We start from the raw sequence: 18,852 nt of genomic DNA, 5'->3' as shown, positions 1-18,852 counted from the left end.
CCAATCAACCAATGGTAATCAAATACTCTTTACCATTCATAATCGGAATATCCCCCATTCATAATCTTTCAATTTGAACTCCTAGCTTCATACTAACTAAATGTTCCAGGCACTTTTCTGTTGAAACCCAGCTTTTTTCTAACATTTTTTGTCTAATTATACTGAATAATCTAAATATGTTGAACTTAAACAAAAAATCATATACGATATCATATATGATTAATTAAAAAATCAAGGGGTGAGTGCCATGGCAAAAGCAAGAGTTAAACTCCAAAAGTCAGATTACTCAGAAGAAGTGGAAATACTGTCGAACCGCTATATATTAATGAACGGTGTTAAGTATGAGGTATCACGAATCAAGTTGGATAACCCTATTTCCGGAACGGTATATGGAACATTATTAAACTATAAAGGATCATTGGAAGCAATGAAGGGAAAGATCGACCATCCGCCTTATAATGAACCTCCTAAAGGGCCGATCCTCTATATTAAACCTAGAAACACGTTTTCTTCTTATTCAAATCCAGTTCCCCTTCCAACCGGCATACCTGAATTGGAAATCGGAGCCGCACTTGGAATAGTGATCAGTAAAACGGCGACAAGAGTCAAGAAAGAACATGCCTCGGATTATATAGAAGGTTTTACGATCGCCAATGATATTAGCATTCCTCATGAAAGCGTTTTCCGTCCTGCTATCCGCCATAAAGCCCGTGATGGATTTTGCCCGATCGGTCCATGGGTCGTATCCAAGGAATCCATCTCCAACCCCGATTCTTTAGGACTTCGTGTATATATTAATGGAGAGCTAAGGCAAGAAAATTCAACTTCAAATCTAATTCGCTCCATCCCCCGGCTTATTGAGGATGTAACGGACTTCATGACCTTGAGTACGGGTGACGTCCTTCTAGTTGGAGTTCCTGAGAATGCACCGCTGGCCAAAGCCAATGATCAGGTCAGGATAGAAATAGACGAAATCGGTTATTTGGAAAATACGATCATTTCCGAGGAAAAATTATCACTGGAGGGGATTTTATGAAGAGAGCACGTGTAGCCTATGCAGGTGCCATACATCCAGCAAGTGAATATCATGGCCAGCTCCAATTGGCGGATGGCCGGCTTGTCAATGAGCAGGACGTTGTCTGGCTTCCCCCTGTGGAACCACGAACTGTCTTCGCGCTTGGCTTGAATTATGCAGACCATGCGAAGGAGCTAGCTTTTAAAGCCCCGGAAGAACCCCTTGCATTCTTAAAAGGTCCCAATACATTCATCGGCCACCGGGGACAGACAAGGCGGCCTGCTGATGCAGCTTATATGCATTATGAATGTGAACTGGCAGTGGTTATCGGTAAAAAGGCGAAGAACATAAAAAAGGAAGAAGCCTTTAATTATGTAAGTGGATATACGATTGCAAATGATTATGCAATACGGGATTATCTGGAGAACTACTACCGGCCAAATTTAAAGGTCAAAAATCGCGATACCTGCACCCCCATTGGTCCCTGGCTCGTCGATGCCGAAGATATTCCAGATCCTTCGAATCTTGCCATCAAAACTTACGTCAACGGAAAATTGACTCAGCAAGGCAACACGAAAGACATGATTTTCGGCATTGCTGATTTAATTGAATATTTCAGCAGCTTCATGACATTGAGTCCAAACGATATCATATTGACAGGCACACCTGAAGGCTTGGCGGATACTGCTGTAGGCGATGAAATCATCACTGAAATTGAAGGTATCGGAAAACTCGTTAGCACAATAGTCGGGGACGATGTATTTACTGAAATCGGGGATCGGCCTCATCTGAATATCCACAAATAATGGAAGGGACTGATCATATGCCTCATATAATTATTGAATATACGGATAATATCAAAGATGAAATCCAGATTGACGGCTTATTAAGAAAGGTGAATGATGTACTGATATCCTATCCCTCCATCTTTCCCATTGGCGGGATTCGATCCCGGGCCATTGAATTGAAGCATTATCGTGTTGCCGATGGTTCAGAGGATGATGCTTTTGTTCATGCCATACTAAAAATTGGCGCTGGACGCCAGGACAGTGATAAAACAAAAGTATGTGACCACCTTTTCGAAACGATGGAGTCCCATTTGGCATCCCTCTTTTCAAAAAGATATCTTGCCCTCTCCATGGAACTTACGGAATTCAGTGATTTTGGCACATATAAAAAGAATAATATCCATAATCGATATAATAAATGAACAATATTTCATATTTCAGACTGTAGACAAACTCGATGAAAATCGAGTTTGTCTATTTTTATGGCTTGTACAATTTGGACGTTGATTTCCACTCCAGGCACTCGCTTTCCGCGGGCGGTCGGGGAGCCTCCTCGGCTTTCGCCTGCGGGGTCTCCCCTAGACGCGCTTTTCCCGCAGGAGTCTCGTACCTTCCGTTCCAATCAACTTTGTCTTACCTTTTAGATAGAACACTTTTGCCTGGAGTCATTTTTGTTTTAAAATAGAAGTATTAAAACTTGAGGTGATGAGGATGCTTTCTAAACATGATTCTATTCAGCGAGATCAACTTGAAATGATTACTTTAGATCAACTGGTGTCACCGAACCATTTGGTTCGAAAATGGAGGCTGCCATTGACTTCACTTTCATTTATGACTTGGTGAAAGATATGTATTCAGAGTTAGGACGCCCAAGTATTGATCCAGTTATTTTAGTTAAACTGACTTTCATTCAATATACCTTCGGTATTCGTTCCATGCGTAAAACGATTGAAGAAGTTGAAACCAATATGGCTTACCGTTGGTTCTTAGGCTATGGTTTCCATGATAAAGTACCTCCTACTCCACGTTCGGGAAAAATTATGAGCGACGCTTTAAAGATACATACCTGTTTGAACAGATTTTCTATCGCATTTTAATGACAGCTGCTAATAAAAAGTTAATAAGTGCTGAACACGTTTTCGTGGATTCCACACATGTGAAAGCCAGTGCGAATAAACGGAAATTTGAAAAGAAAATCGTTCGTAAAGAAACACGAGCGTATCAAGGACGTCTTCAAGAAGAAACCGGAAGCCGTTGCCGCAGATGCAGCTTATAAAACACCAGCGATTACAAGTTACCTATTTAACAAAGAAATCATACCGGCTTTACCTTATACACGTCCTCGCACCAAAGAAGGATTTTTCCGCAAACAGGACTATGTATACGATGAACATTTTGATTGTTACCTTTGCCCTTCGGGCGAAACTTTAAAGTACTCAACAACAAATAAAGAGGGCTATCACGAGTACAAATCGCCAAAACAAATTTGTACAACATGCTCATTTTTATCTCGGTGAACAGAAAGCAAAGACTGTCAAAAAGTGGTGACACGGCATATCTGGCAAATACATGTGGAAGAAGCAGTAGATCATCTGCGTCATCATCAAGATGTAAAACCTATATATGCAAAACGTAAATAAACGATTGAGCGTGTATTCGCAGATGCCAAAGAGAAGCATCGTATGCGTTGGACTACTTTAAGGGGACTTAAAAAATTGTCAATGCAGGCGATGCTTACTTTCGCTTCCATTAATTTAAAGAAGATGGCCAATTGGACATGGCGAGGTCCAAAAATGGCCTAACATGTGGGCTCGTAGAGCCGCAATCTCTTAACTTTAGGCGAAAATTCAAAGGGAATTTCAAAAGGGGTTCAGAATTTTTTAATTCCGAACCCCTTTTGTCTACAAACTGCAATATTTCATATTTAAAGGCCTTCCACATCATCGGGAAGGCCTTTAAATTAATATGTTTTGCCAATGCTACCGGGCTCAGTTGATTTCTGCAAGGTTTTCAGTACGGTTCAAGAACTCCTTGACACGGTCCACATATTCCTGTTTATCATAGCCGTTATATAAAGCGCTAGCCATACGGACCGGATCCCCAAAAAAGAATCTTTCGTACAGGGTTTGCCTGGATCCAAATGAACTCATGCATACATCCCATGCGAGACGATACAATTTAACCCTGTCATAGGCTCCACCATTCGCAGCTTGAAGATATTTATCCAAATCCGGTCGAAGCTCCGAATTGAAATCGGCTTCATTTGGTATCGCCATTAAGCCACTAGCTCCAAGAAGCTGCATTATTTCACTGAATCTAGGGTAAATCTTCGGATAATAATTACGGGCAATGTTTAACGGTGTGAAATCGGGTGTCATCATGCCCCACTTATCCACTTTCGCGTTTGCCTCCGAAGCTGTTATGAAAGCCTTTACCGTTTCAAGCGCTATGATGACTTCCGAGATTTTTTCCTGAACATGCTGGTATTGCCCGATATTGATGGTTTCCACCATTAGTTGCAGAATCCCCAGAATGAACTCGGTTTTGGCGATATTCTTCGCTACCACCTGATGGGTCATATGAACAACCGCATTGCTTTCATTATAAGCCTGGTTGCAAATGCCGACATCCCCATATGCAAATACCCGATTCCAAGGAACAACTACATCATCAAAAACGATAATCGTATCCATTTCCTCAAATCTTGAACCAAGAGGATGGTCAAAATGTGATTTGCCATAGTCGAATGATTCACGACAGATGAATTTCAACCCTGGTGTATTATTTGGTATGGAGAATGCAAATGCATAAGGGTTTTCTTCTTCCGATTGTTTAAGCAATGTTGAAGGGAATACCATGATTTCATCCGTTATTCCTCCTTGTGTAGCTAATAATCTAGCTCCCTTTATAATAAGCCCTTCTGAATTCTTGCCAGCAATCCGTGCAGCGATGTAAGGGTCCGGAAGCTTTGCGGCACTAACTCCCCTATTAACCTGGGGTTGAATCAGGGTATGTGTCAACGACAAATCCTTTTCCCTGCAGAGCTCATAATAATCTTTCATATTTTTAGCAAATGCCGAATCCTGAGTGCCGAACATATCAGCTGCAGAACCGTACGCCATCATCCCACTGTTGATATAGTCAGGGGAACGTCCCATCATTCCATTATTATGCCTTGCCCATTCTTGAATCATTTTCCTCCTTTTTTCAAGGTCTTCCTTAGTCCGCGGCTGCATGAATGAGGTCCCTACTCTTTCGTTTGAAGTTGGTGAAATATAAGTCATGATGTCAGTTTTCGCGGAATCATGCTGCAAATCATATAATTCGGCCTGTGATTTCATGACCCCTTTAAAAGCTGGGTGTTGACTGATCTTATTTTTTACTTGCTCTCCATTGATCCATACATTCGCCTTTGCTTTGTCTACCCTATCGATATATTCTTTACCTGTTTTAGCCGGCATGCTTACATCCCCCTTAGCACCAAAGTTATGAAGCGCTTACAATTAAATAAATTCCAAAAATTGAATTAATTCCTATAACAAAATATACCATGTGTTATGATATATATATAATACTTAAAAAATTCAATGTGTATATGTAAATCATATGTATGAGGTGTATATAATGGACATCCGGCAGTTAAAGTATTTTGTGACGATCGTTCAGGAAGAACAAGTAACCAAAGCCGCAAAAAAATTACATATGGCTCAACCGCCCCTTAGCCAGCAACTTAAATTAATGGAAATGGAAATCGGTGAAAAACTTTTCGATCGGAATGGGAAGAAACTTGAACTCACTGAAACTGGCAAGGTCCTATATAAAAAAGCCGAAGCTCTATTAAACCAGTTCGAAGAATCACTACTGGAAGTGAAGGAAGTCAGTAAAGGGGTAAAGGGCACTCTTTCCATAGGGTCAGTAAAAACTTGCTTTTCTTACATTCCGCAAAGAATGAAGGCCTTTAGAGTAAAATACCCTGACATACGCTTCAAGTTAATGGAAGGTGATACGTTCCGTTTGACAGAAGGCTTAATAAACAGGGAAATCGAGTTGGCCATTGTAAGGCTTCCTATTAACGGTAAGCAATACTCATCGATTAACCTTCCGCCGGAAGATTTTGTGCTTGTCACCCCAAAAGATTGGGATATCCCAGACCCGATCGAATTCAAACAAATTAAGGAATATCCCCTCTTATTGCTGCATAGGGTTAGCGGTCAAGGTACATACGAACTGATAGTGGATGAATGCTTAAGACATGGATTTGACCCTACGATTGTATGTGAATGTCCTGATGCTGCCATGATCTTATCTTTAGTAAAGGAAGGAGTAGGCGCTACCATCATGCCACGTACCACGTCCAAATCGTTTTCAACCCAGGGGATAAAAATAGTCGAATTGATAGATTGTGAAGTACAATCGGAAGCCGCCCTTATTTGGCTCGAAGAACGCTATCTTTCCAAAGGAGCCGTCAAATTCCTAGAAACATTTTCTGAAGGAATGCCTAGTTATCCTTGAATATTAGTGCACCTGTACCTCTTTGTAGTAATCTTTGGTATTTGTTCGAATTTCTTTATCCATTGAAAAGAAAAAAGCAACCTATCATTTGATGGCTGCTTTTTCAAATCCATTCACAAGTGCGTTGACCTGCGCTTTATTAATAGGCATGCCTTTACATCATTTAATGTCGCAAAACCCCCTTAACATCATGACCGGTATTGGACTTTACCAGGATTTCATTATAATTGTCTTTTGCAACCGTTTTCGGACCGGTCCTGCGATTACCGATCAAGGCACCTAAATAGCAGGCGATGAATCCAAGCGGAATGGAAACGATTCCTGGTGAATTCAAAGGGAAAATCGGTTCACCTGTCATTATGGATGCTCCGGGGACCGGGTTCCAGACATTTGGACTGAGGGCCACGAGCAAAAGTGTTCCAAAAAGACCTGTCATCATACCGACTATCGCTCCAGTTTTATTGAATTTTTTCCAATAGATCGTAAGAAGGATTACTGGCAAATTCGAACTGGCGGCCAATGTAAAGGCGATAGATGCCAGAAACGCTACATTGAATTCCTGCAGACCTAATGATAAAACAATCGCAAGTGCAGTCACACCAATAGAAGCCCATCTAGCCATCGTCATTTGCTGTTTTTCCGTCGCTTTTCCATCTTTTAATATTTCATTATAAAAATCATGTGAAAATGCCGTAGCACCAGTTAAAACGATTCCTGCAACTACTGCGAGTATCGTTGCGAAGGAAACGGCCGCAATAAATGCGAATAAGATGTCCCCGCCCACAAGTTGGGCCAATAAAGGTGCAGCCATGTTACCTGCTGGATTAGCGGCCATGATATTCGATGTTCCGACCAACTTAGCAGCACCGAATCCGAGAAAAATGACCATGATATGAAATGCACCCATAATCCACATCACCCAAACAACCGACTTTCTTGCCACTCGTGCATTCGGGACAGTCAAAAAACGTATTAAAATGTGAGGCAGACCTGCCGTTCCCAGAATCAGGCCCAGTGACAAGGATGCTGCATCCCACCCACTGGCATACTTAATTCCTGCCTTCAGGTAATCTGCACCCATCGGTGTCGCTGTTTTCATATCCGTGAAAATTCCGATGAAACTAAAATTCAACTTCCACATGACGATCATGAATAATATAAACACTCCGCCTATCAGCAGGATGGCTTTAATGATCTGCACCCAGCTCGTCGCCGTCATTCCCCCGAATAGAACAAATACCAGCATTACAATACCTACGATGATGACAGAGGTATTATACGGGATGTCTAAAAGCAATTTAAATAAAGCGCCTGCAGCAACAAGTTGCCCCAGCATGTACATGACTGATATCACCAGGGTATTAAAAGCGGTCACTCCCCGGACCTTTTTATATTTAAACCTTGTAGTCACCATATCAGCCAATGTGTATTTCCCTAAGTTCCTTAATGGCTCAGCCACTAGGAATAACACGACAAGAAATGAAACAAGTGCTCCATACATCAGGAAAAATCCATCATATCCCGTTAAGGAAAATGCCCCTATCAACCCTAAAAACGTGGAAGCCGACATAAAATCCCCGGCCAATGCAAGTCCATTTTGCCTAGCGGTCAACCCGCCCCCAGCCGTATAAAAGGAGCCTGCCGTTTTAGTTTTTTTGGAAGCGAAATACGTGATGAAAAGCGTACCTATCGACATTAGCGCAAAGAGAATGATAACTGTCCAATTCATGTTTCAAAGCCCTTCTTTCTCGATGATTTCTTTTATTTGTTCATCGATTCTTTCAGATTTCCTTACATATATACTGCAAACCCATACAGACATAACCGTAATGGAGACACCGTACGCCCACGCCCAGGTTATGTCCCCGATGAAAGGGTGATCCAGGATATCTGTGTAAAAAACTAAGAAGGGCAAAAGCAAGGAATATCCCATAAAGAAAATCGTAAAAGGGATGACGAACTTCTTTTTGTCGGAAAGCATATTCTGAAACTCTTTCGAGGCAACAATCTTTTCATAATCCACTAGATTGGTTTGTTCCGATTCATCAAGGTTTTTTTCCAGCCGAACCATCTCTACACACCTCTTCTGATATTTATTTTTACAAGGACGGTCCTGGTAGTATTCCTCCAATGTCAGCCGCATTCTTCAATGGCACAGATCCCCCTCCATCCCAGAATACCTACAACCTCATCTGCCCAAAGAGGGTCTGAAGCCCATTCCCTAAGCTTTCCATACTCCTTTTGTGAAACCGATGAAACTTACAAATAGGGCAGCAGTAAGCTCCCACTGCTGCCCTGTCCCAGACCATATCTTTTAAAAGGTTTGCACTTTCACAATAGTCTTGGTTCGCCTATCCTTCATCTGTTTCGACTTCTTGATACATTCACTTTTCCATTTGATATGAATCTTCTTTCCTTTCAAGGGAAGAGAATCATTGAAATGTAAATGCCAACTCCCTTGAAAGGATCCGTCCATTATTTGATGGGCCATTCCTTATCCAGCAGTCTTCCATCAACTTTTCACCATTTGCACAGGCGCCCTATTGAAAAGACTATGAGAGTCCATGTATTTTTGCTGAATTTCCCATCTTTCATCCTAAATCCCGCTTCTTTTTAGATGATGAATTCAGGCTTACTTTTTGCCAGGATCGGTTCTTTAAGAGGAACTTCTTCTCCTGATATTATATCAAGCACAGAAGATGCCTCATCAAACCATGAATCCGGAGCTTGGGCTCCCCAGAATGTCTGGCGTCTTGGATCATTCAAATCCCAATGAATCGGTTCGGTATCCGGGTCAGATGTTAAGTAATCCCCATTGTATAATTCGATCCTGTGACCATCCGGATCTCTTAAATATAGGAAGAATGCATTGGATAGGCCATGCCGTCCGGGTCCGCGTTCGATGGACTGTGCATATCCAAGTGATGCCAGTACATCACAGGCATGGATAAGTGCAAGCGGGTCAGGCAGAAAGAAGCCTACATGATGAAGTCTTGGACCGATACCGTTCATGAATGCCTGGTCATGGACCGTTTGCTTTCTATGTAGCCACGTTGCCCATAATTTGCCCGACTCATCCACAGTATCTTCCGAGCAGGCAAAACCTAATTCTTTCATATAAAAGTCAGAGGCTTTTTGCACATTTGGCACACAACAATTCACATGATCGATTCTTTGGACCCTCGAACCCCTATGCATATCATATCGTTGCAGCAATCTCTCGGCTTTATCCATTTTGTAAAAAAACTCCACTGGCAATCCTGAAATATCCTGAACTCGCAGTGACTTGCCTAGTGCATGCTGTGTTCCTTCCTGCATCCACTTCATTTTCATTCCCTTGGATAGGAAGAAAGATTCCAACCCTTCAAGGTCTTCCTCTTTTTCAACCTTGTATCCTATTGCCTCAACGCTTGGCTTTTCTGCCTTTTGCAAGATAAGCGAATGATGATGCGCTTCCTCTAAACCACGTAAATATATGTGGTCATTCGTTCTTTCCGTTTCAATAAAACCTAAAGCATCCACATAAAAGGCTCTTGATTTATCTAAATCTGTTACATTAAGTATCGTTCTCGCAACACGAATAATAGAAAAATTCATAGTATTCTCCCCTTCTTTAATGAAACCCGGATTAGTTTTCAGCAGAAGAAACGGCATTTTGTTTTACGTCGCCAAATTTCGGAATGTGATGTTCTCCAATTGCCACGTGGATAACTTGTGTTTCCGTATAGAATTCAAAGCTATAATGGCCGCCTTCACGTCCTACCCCACTATATTTCGACCCTCCAAAAGGAATCCGCAAATCCCTAACGTTTTGGGAATTCACCCAGACCATCCCACTATCGACAGCTTGAGCAAACCTATGTCCACGTTTCATATCATTGGTCCATACATATGCAGCTAGCCCATACTTTACATCATTAGCCATTCTCAGTACTTCCTCTTCAGTCTTGAAAGGAATTACTGCCATGACAGGTCCAAAAATCTCTTCTTGTGCCACCGTCATATCATTTGTACAGTTCAAAAGAAGCGTCGGGGCAATATAATTCCCTTCCTTGAATGCACTTGGTATGGCTCCGCTTACAATTTCCGCCCCTTCATCTTTTGCTATATCCAGATATCGGGAGACATTATTAAAATGGTTACGATGGATCAGCGGTCCGATTTCCGTGTCTGGATCCATTGGGTTTCCAATCTTGATATTATGAACACGTTCCTTCAATCCTGCCACGAACTGGTCTATTATCGATTCATGGACAAATAATCTGGAATTGGCTGTGCAGCGCTCCCCATTGAACGAATAGATTCCCCATACCACTGAATCCAGGGCCTTTTCTAAATCGGCATCTTCAAAAATGACTGCTGGTGATTTACCACCGAGTTCCATGGAAAAACGTTTCATTGTATCTGCACCATTTTTAATGATTTCAGCGCCGGTTGTCGTTTCTCCGGTAAAGGATATCAATTGGACTTCAGGATGGGCAACCAAGGACGCCCCCGCTGTCTCCCCAAAACCGTGAACAATATTGAATACGCCTTTTGGCAGACCGGATTGATCAATGATTTGAGCTAATTTATTGGCAGTCAATGGAGACCACTCCGCTGGTTTAAGGACACATGTATTACCTGTAGCCAGGGCCGGGGCGATCTTCCAGGTTTCTAACATGAAAGGTGCATTCCAAGGAGTGATTAATCCTGCCACTCCTATCGGTTTATGAATCGTATAATTGATGAAAGTGTCATCCACTTGATATGACTCTCCTATCAGCCTGCTTTTCACCATTTCAGAATAAAAACGGAAATTCTCCGCTCCCCTTGCCGCTTGTTTTTTTGTCTGGCTAATCGGCAACCCTGTATCCAGTGATTCCAAAAAGGAGATTTCTTCGGCATTTTCTTCAATTAGATCAGCAATCCTATTCATGTACTTCAATCTTTCTTCCACTTTCATCGTTCTCCATGGGCCATTATCGAATGCAGCTCTTGCGGCGGCGACCGCTTGATCAATATCCTCTTTAAAGCCTTCTGCCACATTATTGATTGCTTGATTATTAAAAGGGCTTAGATTTTCAAATGTTTTTCCTGAGATACCATCCACAAATTGACCATTGACGTAATGCTTCACATCCTGCACGGGAAAAGTTTGCATGATAAATCCTCCTTTAAAAATTAATTCGGGAAGATGACAAAAATCATTTGGATTTGTGCAATCTTCCCAATCTAGCTTTATGACTGGATTTTTTGGTCAATCAACCCGTATGATTGAAGGGTTTCACGCAGTTCTTTTTCCAATGGTTCCGAAGGCGGTCCCATAGGCGGCCTTAATGCCGGATTGATTTTCCCCATCATCCCCATCGCAGCTTTTAATGGTCCTGGATTGGTTTCTTTAAACAAAACATCATTCAATGGCATTAATTTGTAATGGAGGTCAAGCGCCTTATCTACATCACCCTCCACCCAAAGGTTATAAATGTCCGCCACTTCTTTAGGAGTGATATTGGCAGTAGCACTTATATGTCCTGCCCCTCCAATAGCCAACATTGGATAGCATAATAATTCAATGCCAGAATATAAGAGAAAATCCCTTCCGCAATTCAATAAGACACGGTTCACATGTTCGAAATCTTTATTAGATTCTTTTACACCAATAATATTTTCACAATCTTCAGCAAGACGTGCCAATGTCTTCACTTCTAAATTCGTCGCCGTTCTTCCGGGAATGTTATAAACGATCAGCGGGATATCAACAGCATTGGCTACGGTTTTAAAATGATTATAAAGTGCCTGTTGATTCGGTTTATTGTAATAAGGTACGATGACTAAAGCAGCATCCGCGCCCATTTCCTGTGCCCTTTTTGTCAAATGCAACGTTTCTTTCTGATTGGCAGATCCGGTACCTGGTGCAACTGGAACACGGGCTTTTGTTGCTTTAATTGCCGTTTCCATCACTAATTCCCGTTCCTCAATCGTAAGTGAACTCGGCTCGCCTGTAGTCCCGCATACCGAAATTCCATGGGAACCGCTTTCAATATGCCAGTTTACTAGATTTTCAATTGCCTTTACATCAACTTCCATCTTGTCATCAAAGGGAGTGATAACGGGTGCGATGGATCCTCTTAAACGACTTTTGATTTCCTCGTACATATTTTCTACCACCTTTTTATTATTTGAATATTACGAATAATTCAAATGAAAAAATCGGCTTTGCTTTTATCAATAATCAATCGACTATAATAAAACAAAGCCTGGGTCATCAAAGTGCCTGATCTTGATTAGTTTCCGCCCTCTGCTTGAAAGTGCTTATCGCATTCAGTTTATGCTTTCTCACCAATGATTCAATTTCTTCAAAAGATGCTTTTTCCTTTAGGAGCTTTATGATGCTTTCATGTTCGCGAATCGATTGGACTGCGCGTTGCGGCACCATGGTGAACATGGACTTTCTGACTCTATTCATTCTTTGTTGTGCCTGTTTAATTTCCTCTATTAAAAAGGAATTTCCGCACTTTTCATAAATTCCCGCATGGAAACATTCGTTTAATTTACCAAACAGCTCTAATTCAAAGTTATGGAGGGCTTTTTCCATTTCATTGTTTAAATTAATTAGATTTTCAAAATCATGATCATTCATGGTTAAAGAACTGAGTGCAGCTGCATATCCTTCAAGCAGAGATAAAACAGAAAGAGTTTCAATGTATTCGCTCTCATTTATGCTTGTAACCACCGCTCCACTATAAGGCTTATATTGAATAAGGCCGTCAGATTCCAGTTGCCTGATCGCTTCCCTGACAGGAATCGGACTTAAACTAAGTTCTTTTGCCGTTTGATCGATAATGATCCGCTGTCCAGAACCATATGTTCCATCCAAAATTAATTTACGAAGGTGCTCATAAGCTAGTTGCTTTTTGCTGGGGTTTTTGCTTTTATCTTCCATATTTTCATCATATATGAAATCATATATGATTGCAATCGATTTTCATTAAAAATCATATATGATTTTCCACATGCTTGTTTTGCATATATGAATGATCTGTGCCTATGAATAGACTGAATGTATCTAGAAAATCCCGCAGCCCACCTTTTCCTTTACAATGGTGAAGTGAACTAAAATGCAATGTCCCGCCTTCTTCACGTATCGAAATATAATCCAACTAAAAAACCTGCAGACTCAGTCTGCAGGTTTTTAATAAATTAGGCCATTTTTGAATTAACGAATGAATGTATTCTTTCAACGGCTGCTTCCAGCAGCTCCAGTGAAGTTGCATAAGAGAGTCTGATGTTATCAGGTGCACCGAACCCTGAACCTGGAATAACAGCCACTTGAGCTTCTTCAAGCAACGCAGTCGTAAAATCTTCGACATTGCTATACCCTGTTAATTCAACTGCACGTTTAACGTTAGGGAATAAATAAAATGCCCCTTGTGGTTTTATGCAGCTTACGCCTGGAATTTCAACCAATTTATCATAGATTTTATTCAAACGGCTTTCAAATGCTTGACGCATTTCCTCAACAGGCTCCTGTGTACCTTCATAAGCCGCAATCGCACCATATTGAGCGGTTGTCGTTGGGTTGGATGTGCTATGACTAGCAAGGTTCGCCATTGCTTTAATGATGGATTCATCACCGGCTGCATAACCTATTCTCCAGCCAGTCATCGAGTGCGATTTAGAAACACCATTGATGATGATCGTTTGCTTTTTCAATTCAGGTGAAATCTCTGCAATGGATGTATGTTTAGCATTTCCATAAACCAATTTTTCGTAAATTTCGTCGGAAACGATCAAGATATCATGAGCCAGGCAAACTTCCCCGATAGCCGCCAATTCTTCCCTGGAATAAAGCATGCCCGTTGGATTGCTTGGAGAGTTGATGATAACCGCTTTCGTTTTATCGGTAATTGCTTGTTCTAATTGTTCTTTCGTGATTTTATATTGATTTTCTTCCGTACCGACTATATAAACCGGCTTACCGTCAGCAAGCTTGATTTGCTCAGGATAGCTCACCCAATATGGTATCGGAACAATGACTTCATCTTCTTCATCCAGGATAGCTTGAAACAATGTGTACAGCGAGTGCTTTGCACCTGAGCCAACTGCAATTTCAGACGGTTTGTAATCCAAGCCCTGATCACGCTTCAATTTAGCCGCAATTGCTTCTTTTAACTTCGGCAGACCAGCGGATGGCGTGTATTTAGTTTGACCTTCATTCATGGAAAGAAGTGCTGCATCTATGATATGTTTGGGCGTATTATAGTCTGGTTCACCTGCACCCAAACCAATTATATCTAAACCTTGGGCCTTAAGTTCCTTTGCTTTTGCCGTAATGGCCAATGTTGTTGATGGCGTTAATGACTGAACACGGTTCGCTAATTTCATTTTAAATTAATCCTCCATTCTAAATGCTTCGATAATACTTTAGCCATTCCCCAGTTTTAAAATCATAATAGTCATAATTAAAGCGCTCGGATTCATCAAGATACGTTACTTCCCAAAGCGGGACGTTCTTTTCCATGCCTAGCTTAACCGAAATGATTTTTTGGGGATTAAGCTTTTCTTTGACAATGTTCATGATTTCTTTTTTTGATTTACCATCTTTATAGTTTTCCACTACTATTTCTTTCTTCTTGTCCTCAGGAAGCCAGACTATTTTTTTAGTCCCTTTTTCCCCCTTACCAATGATGACAGAGTATGAATCCTGCCCATTATAAAGGTAGAATTCTTCCATGGTAACAAGGCCGCCCTCTTCCTTTGCCTTTTTAAAAGCCTCATTACCAGCCTCTTTTTTAGGCTGCAACGCTTTAATATATGCCCCGCTGACAAATCCGATAAAACAAAGGACTAGGATAGAAGCAATAATCAACCATTTTTTCAAAGCTGCTTTTCCTTCTTTCTATGTACGATAAATTGTAAATATCGCTTTTTCTTGATCTTGGGAATCCAATGCCAGACCGAACATCAAATCATCTTTTTTCAATGTTCGGTTCAAGGAATCCACAATTTTATACAGATCAGGAGAATGTTGCAACCTGACTGTTGAAATTACTTCGATTTTACTTTCCATGAAAATGCCCCTCCATTTTAATAAATTGTCAACAACCACTGGTATGAATAGGATTTGAAGGCTTTACCACCTATCACATTATACCAGTTCAGTGGTTATTTTTCTTTAAAAATTATAAAAATTCCTGGATTAATGAATTATCAAGATCCTTTAAATCCACTCTTCTATCATTTCAGCCATTTCTGAAATAGTGCCTTGGTGCCAGTCCACTTTCGGAATCGCCTTTTGAAATTCAGTTCCATATTTAGCAGTGATGATGCGGCGATCAAGTATAACCAAAATCCCTTTATCTTCTGGAGTGCGTATAAGCCTGCCGAAACCTTGTCGGAACCTTAATAGGGCTTCGGGTAATGAATACTCAGAGAATGGATTGCGCCCCTGCTTCTCGAGAAGTTGGCATTTTGCAGCTGTCACTGGTTCATCCGGTGGCGAAAAAGGCAGCCTGACAATGATTAAACAAGATAAATCCTCGCCAGGGATATCGACGCCCTCCCATAGGCTTGTTGTCCCAAACAGGACCGCTTTCTCGAAGTTTTGGAAATTCCTGAGCAGCCTCATCCGGCTTCCGCCAGAAATCCCTTGTGCAAACAGGGTGAACTCATCCAGAACACCACAATCTTTGACCGAATGATAGGTTGCGCGCAGCATTTCATGCGAGGTGAATAATACCATCATTCTCCCTTTCGCTGCCTGAGCGGCAGCAATAATATGGTTTGCAGCGGTTTCGGAGAATTCCTCCACCGATAAACAATTGATATCTGGTAGATCATTTGGAACCAGTACCTTTACGAGTTTCTTATAAGGAAAGGGTGATGGAAAACTTGCTGTCTGCATAGGCTCATTCTCTAATCCGAGTTGTTCCTTAAAATACTTAAAAGAATCCTTCACCACAAGGGTTGCCGATGTCATGATCACACTTTTTTGGCGCCCGAAATAGGAATCCCATAGCCGTTTACTGCCTGCAATCGGCTGAACCGTCAAAGTCACCCCATGCTGAGGTGCTGCATTCGTATAATCAAGCCAATAAATATTTTCTTCATGCGGCTTGATGAAAAACTCATGCAAGGAGTCCCTGGTATCCTGTAAATGTCCAAGCAGCACCTCGATATCATTCAAGTGAAATAATGAATTTTTCCCTAATGGGGACTCATTATTCAATAAAAGGGCCAATCTTTTCTCTAACTCCGTGATGATGTATCCTAATAAATCCACCAACCGCTCAGCGACAAGAATCGCTTTTCCCCATCTTCCGTCATCTATTTTGAATGAAAGCCGTTTTGGACTTACAGAACGTGAAAGTTTTTCCGCCTGATTGGAAAGGTAATAAAAAAGCTGTTCGAATTCATACGAAAAATCACTAAGCTTTTGATCCAATTCATGTGAAGATTTCCCGGCCGTCAGTCCGTTATTCAAAAGCATCCTGTCCAATTTATATAATAATTGCTTTTGATCCGATGTCCCTAGTCTGTTCAAAATCGTCTTCACCGAAATGTAATTAAGCCTGCTCCCAAGCTGTTTGGATGCAGCCTGTTCCAAATGGTGTGCTTCATCGAGAACCAAATACCCTTTTTTGGGAATCAAGGCGTCTTCCGTAAGAAGATCCGTCATTAAAAATGAATGGTTAGTAATGATGATATCCGCCTTTGCAGCTGTTTTTTTTGCCCGTTCAAAAAAATCCAATTCAAGCCAGGGCTGTTTTAAACCGGCGTATGTAAGACCATCACTTTGAAGCCTATTCCAAAATAGCTGACCGCCGCTTGTAAGGTTCAATTCATCTTTATCACCTGTTACGGTCTCAGTAAGCCAAACCAATATCTGCATTTTCGTTAAGGCCGTTTCATAATTATCTTCCTTTTCACGCAAAGCCCTTTCGAACTTTGCCAAGCTCAAATAATTGCTTCTCCCCTTCAGTAAAACAGCTTGAAAGGTAAAAGGAAGGATTTTCTTAAGCTTAGGAACCTCGTTTTGAAGTAGTTGGTCCTGCAACTGAAGCGTATACGTCGAAACGACGACAGGTTTTTGATGTTTTTTTGCAAAATAAACGGCCGGAAGCAGATAACCTATCGATTTACCAATACCGGTTCCAGCTTCAATGATTGCATCCTGGCTGGTTTCGAAAGAATTGTGAATCAGGTTCATCATATCAAGTTGTCCGCTTCTTGCTTCGAATGCAGGGAATGCACTTTGGAGCATGGCTACTTTTTCCTCATTGTCGAGCGGGAATTTAGACCCCGTGTCTTTATGATCACCTTCATGTTCAGCCTTTTTAAAGGCAAGGCCCCTATAAGTGATTAGATCAGGTGAATGGACTTCTGCTTTAGCAAGTTTGCTTGCAATGCAAGCATCTATTAATTCGGAAACCTCACTTTGTAAGGAATAAGATAATCGATACAACTGTTTAAGTGTCATGACTGGAAGATTCATCAGCTTTTTTTTCAATTCCAACAATAATAAAGCGGTGGCATATGCATCACTATCCGCTTGATGGGGCCTGGAATGATCTAGGTTTTCTTCTTTAGCCAGCTGGTGTAGCTTATATCCATCGGATGTTGGTTTTAATATTTTCGCTAACTCCACTGTATCAAGGGTGGAACCATAAAACGGCTCAAACCCGCATCGCACTAGTTCTTCCTGTAAAAAAGATAAATCAAATAAAACATTATGGGCAACAAAACAAGCCCCTTCTATAAGCCGGGCAATATTTTCTGCAACATCTTCAAAGTCAGGTGCATTTTTTACCGTCTCGTTGCTTATTCCGGTCAATTCTTCAATAAACAAGGAAATTTCCTGTCCAGGGTGGATGAATGTCGAGTATTCATCCACGATTTGGTCATTTTCGATGACCACTCCAGCAAATTGAATAATCCTATCTCCTTTTTTCGGAGAATTCCCTGTTGTTTCCAAATCGACCACTACATATCGTTGCATCATGAATTGTACACCTCAAACTTCGCTTTCTCCACTTCCTGATGGAATTCTCTTATCTTTTTTATACCATAATAATCGTAATAAAGGAAACAAGCCGTTCATCAAAAGACGAAAAGGGCCGGCACCTATATGCATGTTTCATGCACATGTGCCGGCCCTCCGGTTACATGATTGTAGCTGCAGGTTCGTTTGAAATTAAATCAATGATTTTATTGTATTCATCCATGATCGCAACTTTTGGTTTGTGATCTCCCAGTTTATCCTCAGAAACCATCACATAAGAAATGATTATCACGATATCATCCGGCTGCACCAGTCTAGCTGCCGCTCCATTCAAACACACGACACCGCTGCCCCGTTCACCCGCAATCACATACGTTTCAAGCCTTGCACCATTATTATTATTCACGATGGCGACTTTCTCATTAGGCAAAATCCCCACCGCATCTATTATATCTTCATCAATCGTAATGCTGCCTACATAATTCAAATTAGCTTCAGTTACCCGTGCACGGTGGATTTTTCCATTCATCATCGTTCGAAACATCTCAATTCCC

16 protein-coding genes and 1 pseudogene are annotated in these 18,852 nt (G+C 41.3%); 5 read left to right on the top strand and 12 right to left on the bottom strand.

Annotation, left to right across the window (positions count from 1 at the left end):
• Positions 1-247 precede the first annotated feature (247 nt).
• The 4 genes and pseudogenes from AC2YHV_RS11935 to AC2YHV_RS11920 all read left to right on the top strand — a co-directional run bounded on the left by AC2YHV_RS11935 (position 248) and on the right by AC2YHV_RS11920 (position 3,605).
• The gene (locus tag AC2YHV_RS11935; protein WP_063575767.1) at positions 248-1,036 is read left to right on the top strand and encodes a fumarylacetoacetate hydrolase family protein; all 789 of its coding nucleotides are present in this window, start codon (positions 248-250) and stop codon (positions 1,034-1,036) included.
• Entirely contained in the window at positions 1,033-1,821 is a 789-nt protein-coding gene (locus AC2YHV_RS11930; RefSeq protein WP_249597601.1) for a fumarylacetoacetate hydrolase family protein, read from the top strand. The genes AC2YHV_RS11935 and AC2YHV_RS11930 overlap by 4 nt, the downstream gene beginning before the upstream one ends.
• 17 nt (positions 1,822-1,838) lie before the next feature.
• On the top strand, positions 1,839-2,225 hold the full coding sequence (locus AC2YHV_RS11925) for a 5-carboxymethyl-2-hydroxymuconate Delta-isomerase (RefSeq protein WP_487373254.1): 387 nt from the start codon (positions 1,839-1,841) through the stop codon (positions 2,223-2,225).
• 289 nt (positions 2,226-2,514) lie between these two features.
• Positions 2,515-3,605 (top strand): annotated as a pseudogene (locus AC2YHV_RS11920) (transposase).
• 186 nt (positions 3,606-3,791) lie between these two features.
• Here the strand turns inward: AC2YHV_RS11920 and hpaB are convergent.
• Entirely contained in the window at positions 3,792-5,264 is a 1,473-nt protein-coding gene (gene hpaB / locus AC2YHV_RS11915) for a 4-hydroxyphenylacetate 3-monooxygenase, oxygenase component (RefSeq protein ID WP_096337579.1), read from the bottom strand.
• 163 nt (positions 5,265-5,427) lie between these two features.
• Here hpaB and AC2YHV_RS11910 point away from each other — a divergent pair, with 163 nt between their 5' ends.
• Positions 5,428-6,315: a LysR family transcriptional regulator gene (locus tag AC2YHV_RS11910; RefSeq protein WP_487373253.1), complete on the top strand. Its 888-nt coding sequence runs from the start codon at positions 5,428-5,430 to the stop codon at positions 6,313-6,315.
• A 163-nt stretch (positions 6,316-6,478) separates the two neighbouring features.
• Here AC2YHV_RS11910 and AC2YHV_RS11905 read toward each other — a convergent pair whose 3' ends face one another.
• The 11 genes from AC2YHV_RS11905 to panD all read right to left on the bottom strand — a co-directional run bounded on the left by AC2YHV_RS11905 (position 6,479) and on the right by panD (position 18,842).
• Positions 6,479-8,044: a solute symporter family protein gene (locus AC2YHV_RS11905; protein ID WP_487373252.1), complete on the bottom strand. Its 1,566-nt coding sequence runs from the start codon at positions 8,042-8,044 to the stop codon at positions 6,479-6,481.
• 3 nt (positions 8,045-8,047) lie between these two features.
• Entirely contained in the window at positions 8,048-8,386 is a 339-nt protein-coding gene (locus AC2YHV_RS11900; RefSeq protein WP_063575763.1) for a DUF485 domain-containing protein, read from the bottom strand.
• 542 nt (positions 8,387-8,928) lie between these two features.
• The gene (hpaD, locus tag AC2YHV_RS11895; RefSeq protein ID WP_134782127.1) at positions 8,929-9,912 is read right to left on the bottom strand and encodes a 3,4-dihydroxyphenylacetate 2,3-dioxygenase; all 984 of its coding nucleotides are present in this window, start codon (positions 9,910-9,912) and stop codon (positions 8,929-8,931) included.
• Positions 9,913-9,943: 31 nt separating this feature from the next.
• Complete coding sequence (gene hpaE, locus AC2YHV_RS11890; RefSeq protein WP_487373251.1) at positions 9,944-11,458, bottom strand: 5-carboxymethyl-2-hydroxymuconate semialdehyde dehydrogenase; 1,515 nt, start codon at positions 11,456-11,458, stop codon at positions 9,944-9,946.
• Positions 11,459-11,535: 77 nt separating this feature from the next.
• Positions 11,536-12,453: a 2,4-dihydroxyhept-2-ene-1,7-dioic acid aldolase gene (gene hpaI / locus AC2YHV_RS11885; RefSeq protein WP_487373250.1), complete on the bottom strand. Its 918-nt coding sequence runs from the start codon at positions 12,451-12,453 to the stop codon at positions 11,536-11,538.
• A gap of 109 nt (positions 12,454-12,562) precedes the next feature.
• On the bottom strand, positions 12,563-13,240 hold the full coding sequence (locus AC2YHV_RS11880) for a GntR family transcriptional regulator (protein ID WP_487373249.1): 678 nt from the start codon (positions 13,238-13,240) through the stop codon (positions 12,563-12,565).
• 257 nt (positions 13,241-13,497) lie between these two features.
• A complete protein-coding gene (locus tag AC2YHV_RS11875; protein WP_063575758.1) occupies positions 13,498-14,682 on the bottom strand; it encodes a pyridoxal phosphate-dependent aminotransferase in 1,185 nt (394 codons plus the stop codon).
• A gap of 19 nt (positions 14,683-14,701) precedes the next feature.
• Complete coding sequence (locus AC2YHV_RS11870; protein WP_034307930.1) at positions 14,702-15,178, bottom strand: cell wall elongation regulator TseB-like domain-containing protein; 477 nt, start codon at positions 15,176-15,178, stop codon at positions 14,702-14,704.
• An 18-nt stretch (positions 15,179-15,196) separates the two neighbouring features.
• The gene (locus AC2YHV_RS11865; RefSeq protein ID WP_065310840.1) at positions 15,197-15,367 is read right to left on the bottom strand and encodes a YpmA family protein; all 171 of its coding nucleotides are present in this window, start codon (positions 15,365-15,367) and stop codon (positions 15,197-15,199) included.
• A gap of 150 nt (positions 15,368-15,517) precedes the next feature.
• Entirely contained in the window at positions 15,518-18,298 is a 2,781-nt protein-coding gene (dinG, locus tag AC2YHV_RS11860) for an ATP-dependent DNA helicase DinG (protein ID WP_487373248.1), read from the bottom strand.
• A 160-nt stretch (positions 18,299-18,458) separates the two neighbouring features.
• Complete coding sequence (panD, locus tag AC2YHV_RS11855) at positions 18,459-18,842, bottom strand: aspartate 1-decarboxylase (RefSeq protein ID WP_057276303.1); 384 nt, start codon at positions 18,840-18,842, stop codon at positions 18,459-18,461.
• Positions 18,843-18,852: the final 10 nt, after the last annotated feature.

It is taken from the genome of Peribacillus sp. SRI_006, assembly GCF_057586375.1.
This window is presented reverse-complemented; position numbering and strand designations above follow the sequence as displayed.

Excerpts from the sequence above, each read along its gene's own strand:
- AC2YHV_RS11930 (WP_249597601.1), top strand. The coding sequence starts at position 1,033 with ATGAAGAGAGCACGTGTAGCCTATGCAGGTGCCATACATCCAGCAAGT.
- panD (WP_057276303.1), bottom strand. The coding sequence starts at position 18,842 with ATGTTTCGAACGATGATGAATGGAAAAATCCACCGTGCACGGGTAACT.
- hpaB (WP_096337579.1), bottom strand. The coding sequence starts at position 5,264 with ATGCCGGCTAAAACAGGTAAAGAATATATCGATAGGGTAGACAAAGCA.
- hpaD (WP_134782127.1), bottom strand. The coding sequence starts at position 9,912 with ATGAATTTTTCTATTATTCGTGTTGCGAGAACGATACTTAATGTAACA.
- hpaE (WP_487373251.1), bottom strand. The coding sequence starts at position 11,458 with ATGCAAACTTTTCCCGTGCAGGATGTGAAGCATTACGTCAATGGTCAA.
- hpaI (WP_487373250.1), bottom strand. The coding sequence starts at position 12,453 with ATGTACGAGGAAATCAAAAGTCGTTTAAGAGGATCCATCGCACCCGTT.
- AC2YHV_RS11900 (WP_063575763.1), bottom strand. The coding sequence starts at position 8,386 with ATGGTTCGGCTGGAAAAAAACCTTGATGAATCGGAACAAACCAATCTA.
- AC2YHV_RS11865 (WP_065310840.1), bottom strand. The coding sequence starts at position 15,367 with ATGGAAAGTAAAATCGAAGTAATTTCAACAGTCAGGTTGCAACATTCT.
- AC2YHV_RS11905 (WP_487373252.1), bottom strand. The coding sequence starts at position 8,044 with ATGAATTGGACAGTTATCATTCTCTTTGCGCTAATGTCGATAGGTACG.
- AC2YHV_RS11935 (WP_063575767.1), top strand. The coding sequence starts at position 248 with ATGGCAAAAGCAAGAGTTAAACTCCAAAAGTCAGATTACTCAGAAGAA.
- AC2YHV_RS11880 (WP_487373249.1), bottom strand. The coding sequence starts at position 13,240 with ATGGAAGATAAAAGCAAAAACCCCAGCAAAAAGCAACTAGCTTATGAG.
- dinG (WP_487373248.1), bottom strand. The coding sequence starts at position 18,298 with ATGATGCAACGATATGTAGTGGTCGATTTGGAAACAACAGGGAATTCT.
- AC2YHV_RS11925 (WP_487373254.1), top strand. The coding sequence starts at position 1,839 with ATGCCTCATATAATTATTGAATATACGGATAATATCAAAGATGAAATC.
- AC2YHV_RS11910 (WP_487373253.1), top strand. The coding sequence starts at position 5,428 with ATGGACATCCGGCAGTTAAAGTATTTTGTGACGATCGTTCAGGAAGAA.
- AC2YHV_RS11875 (WP_063575758.1), bottom strand. The coding sequence starts at position 14,682 with ATGAAATTAGCGAACCGTGTTCAGTCATTAACGCCATCAACAACATTG.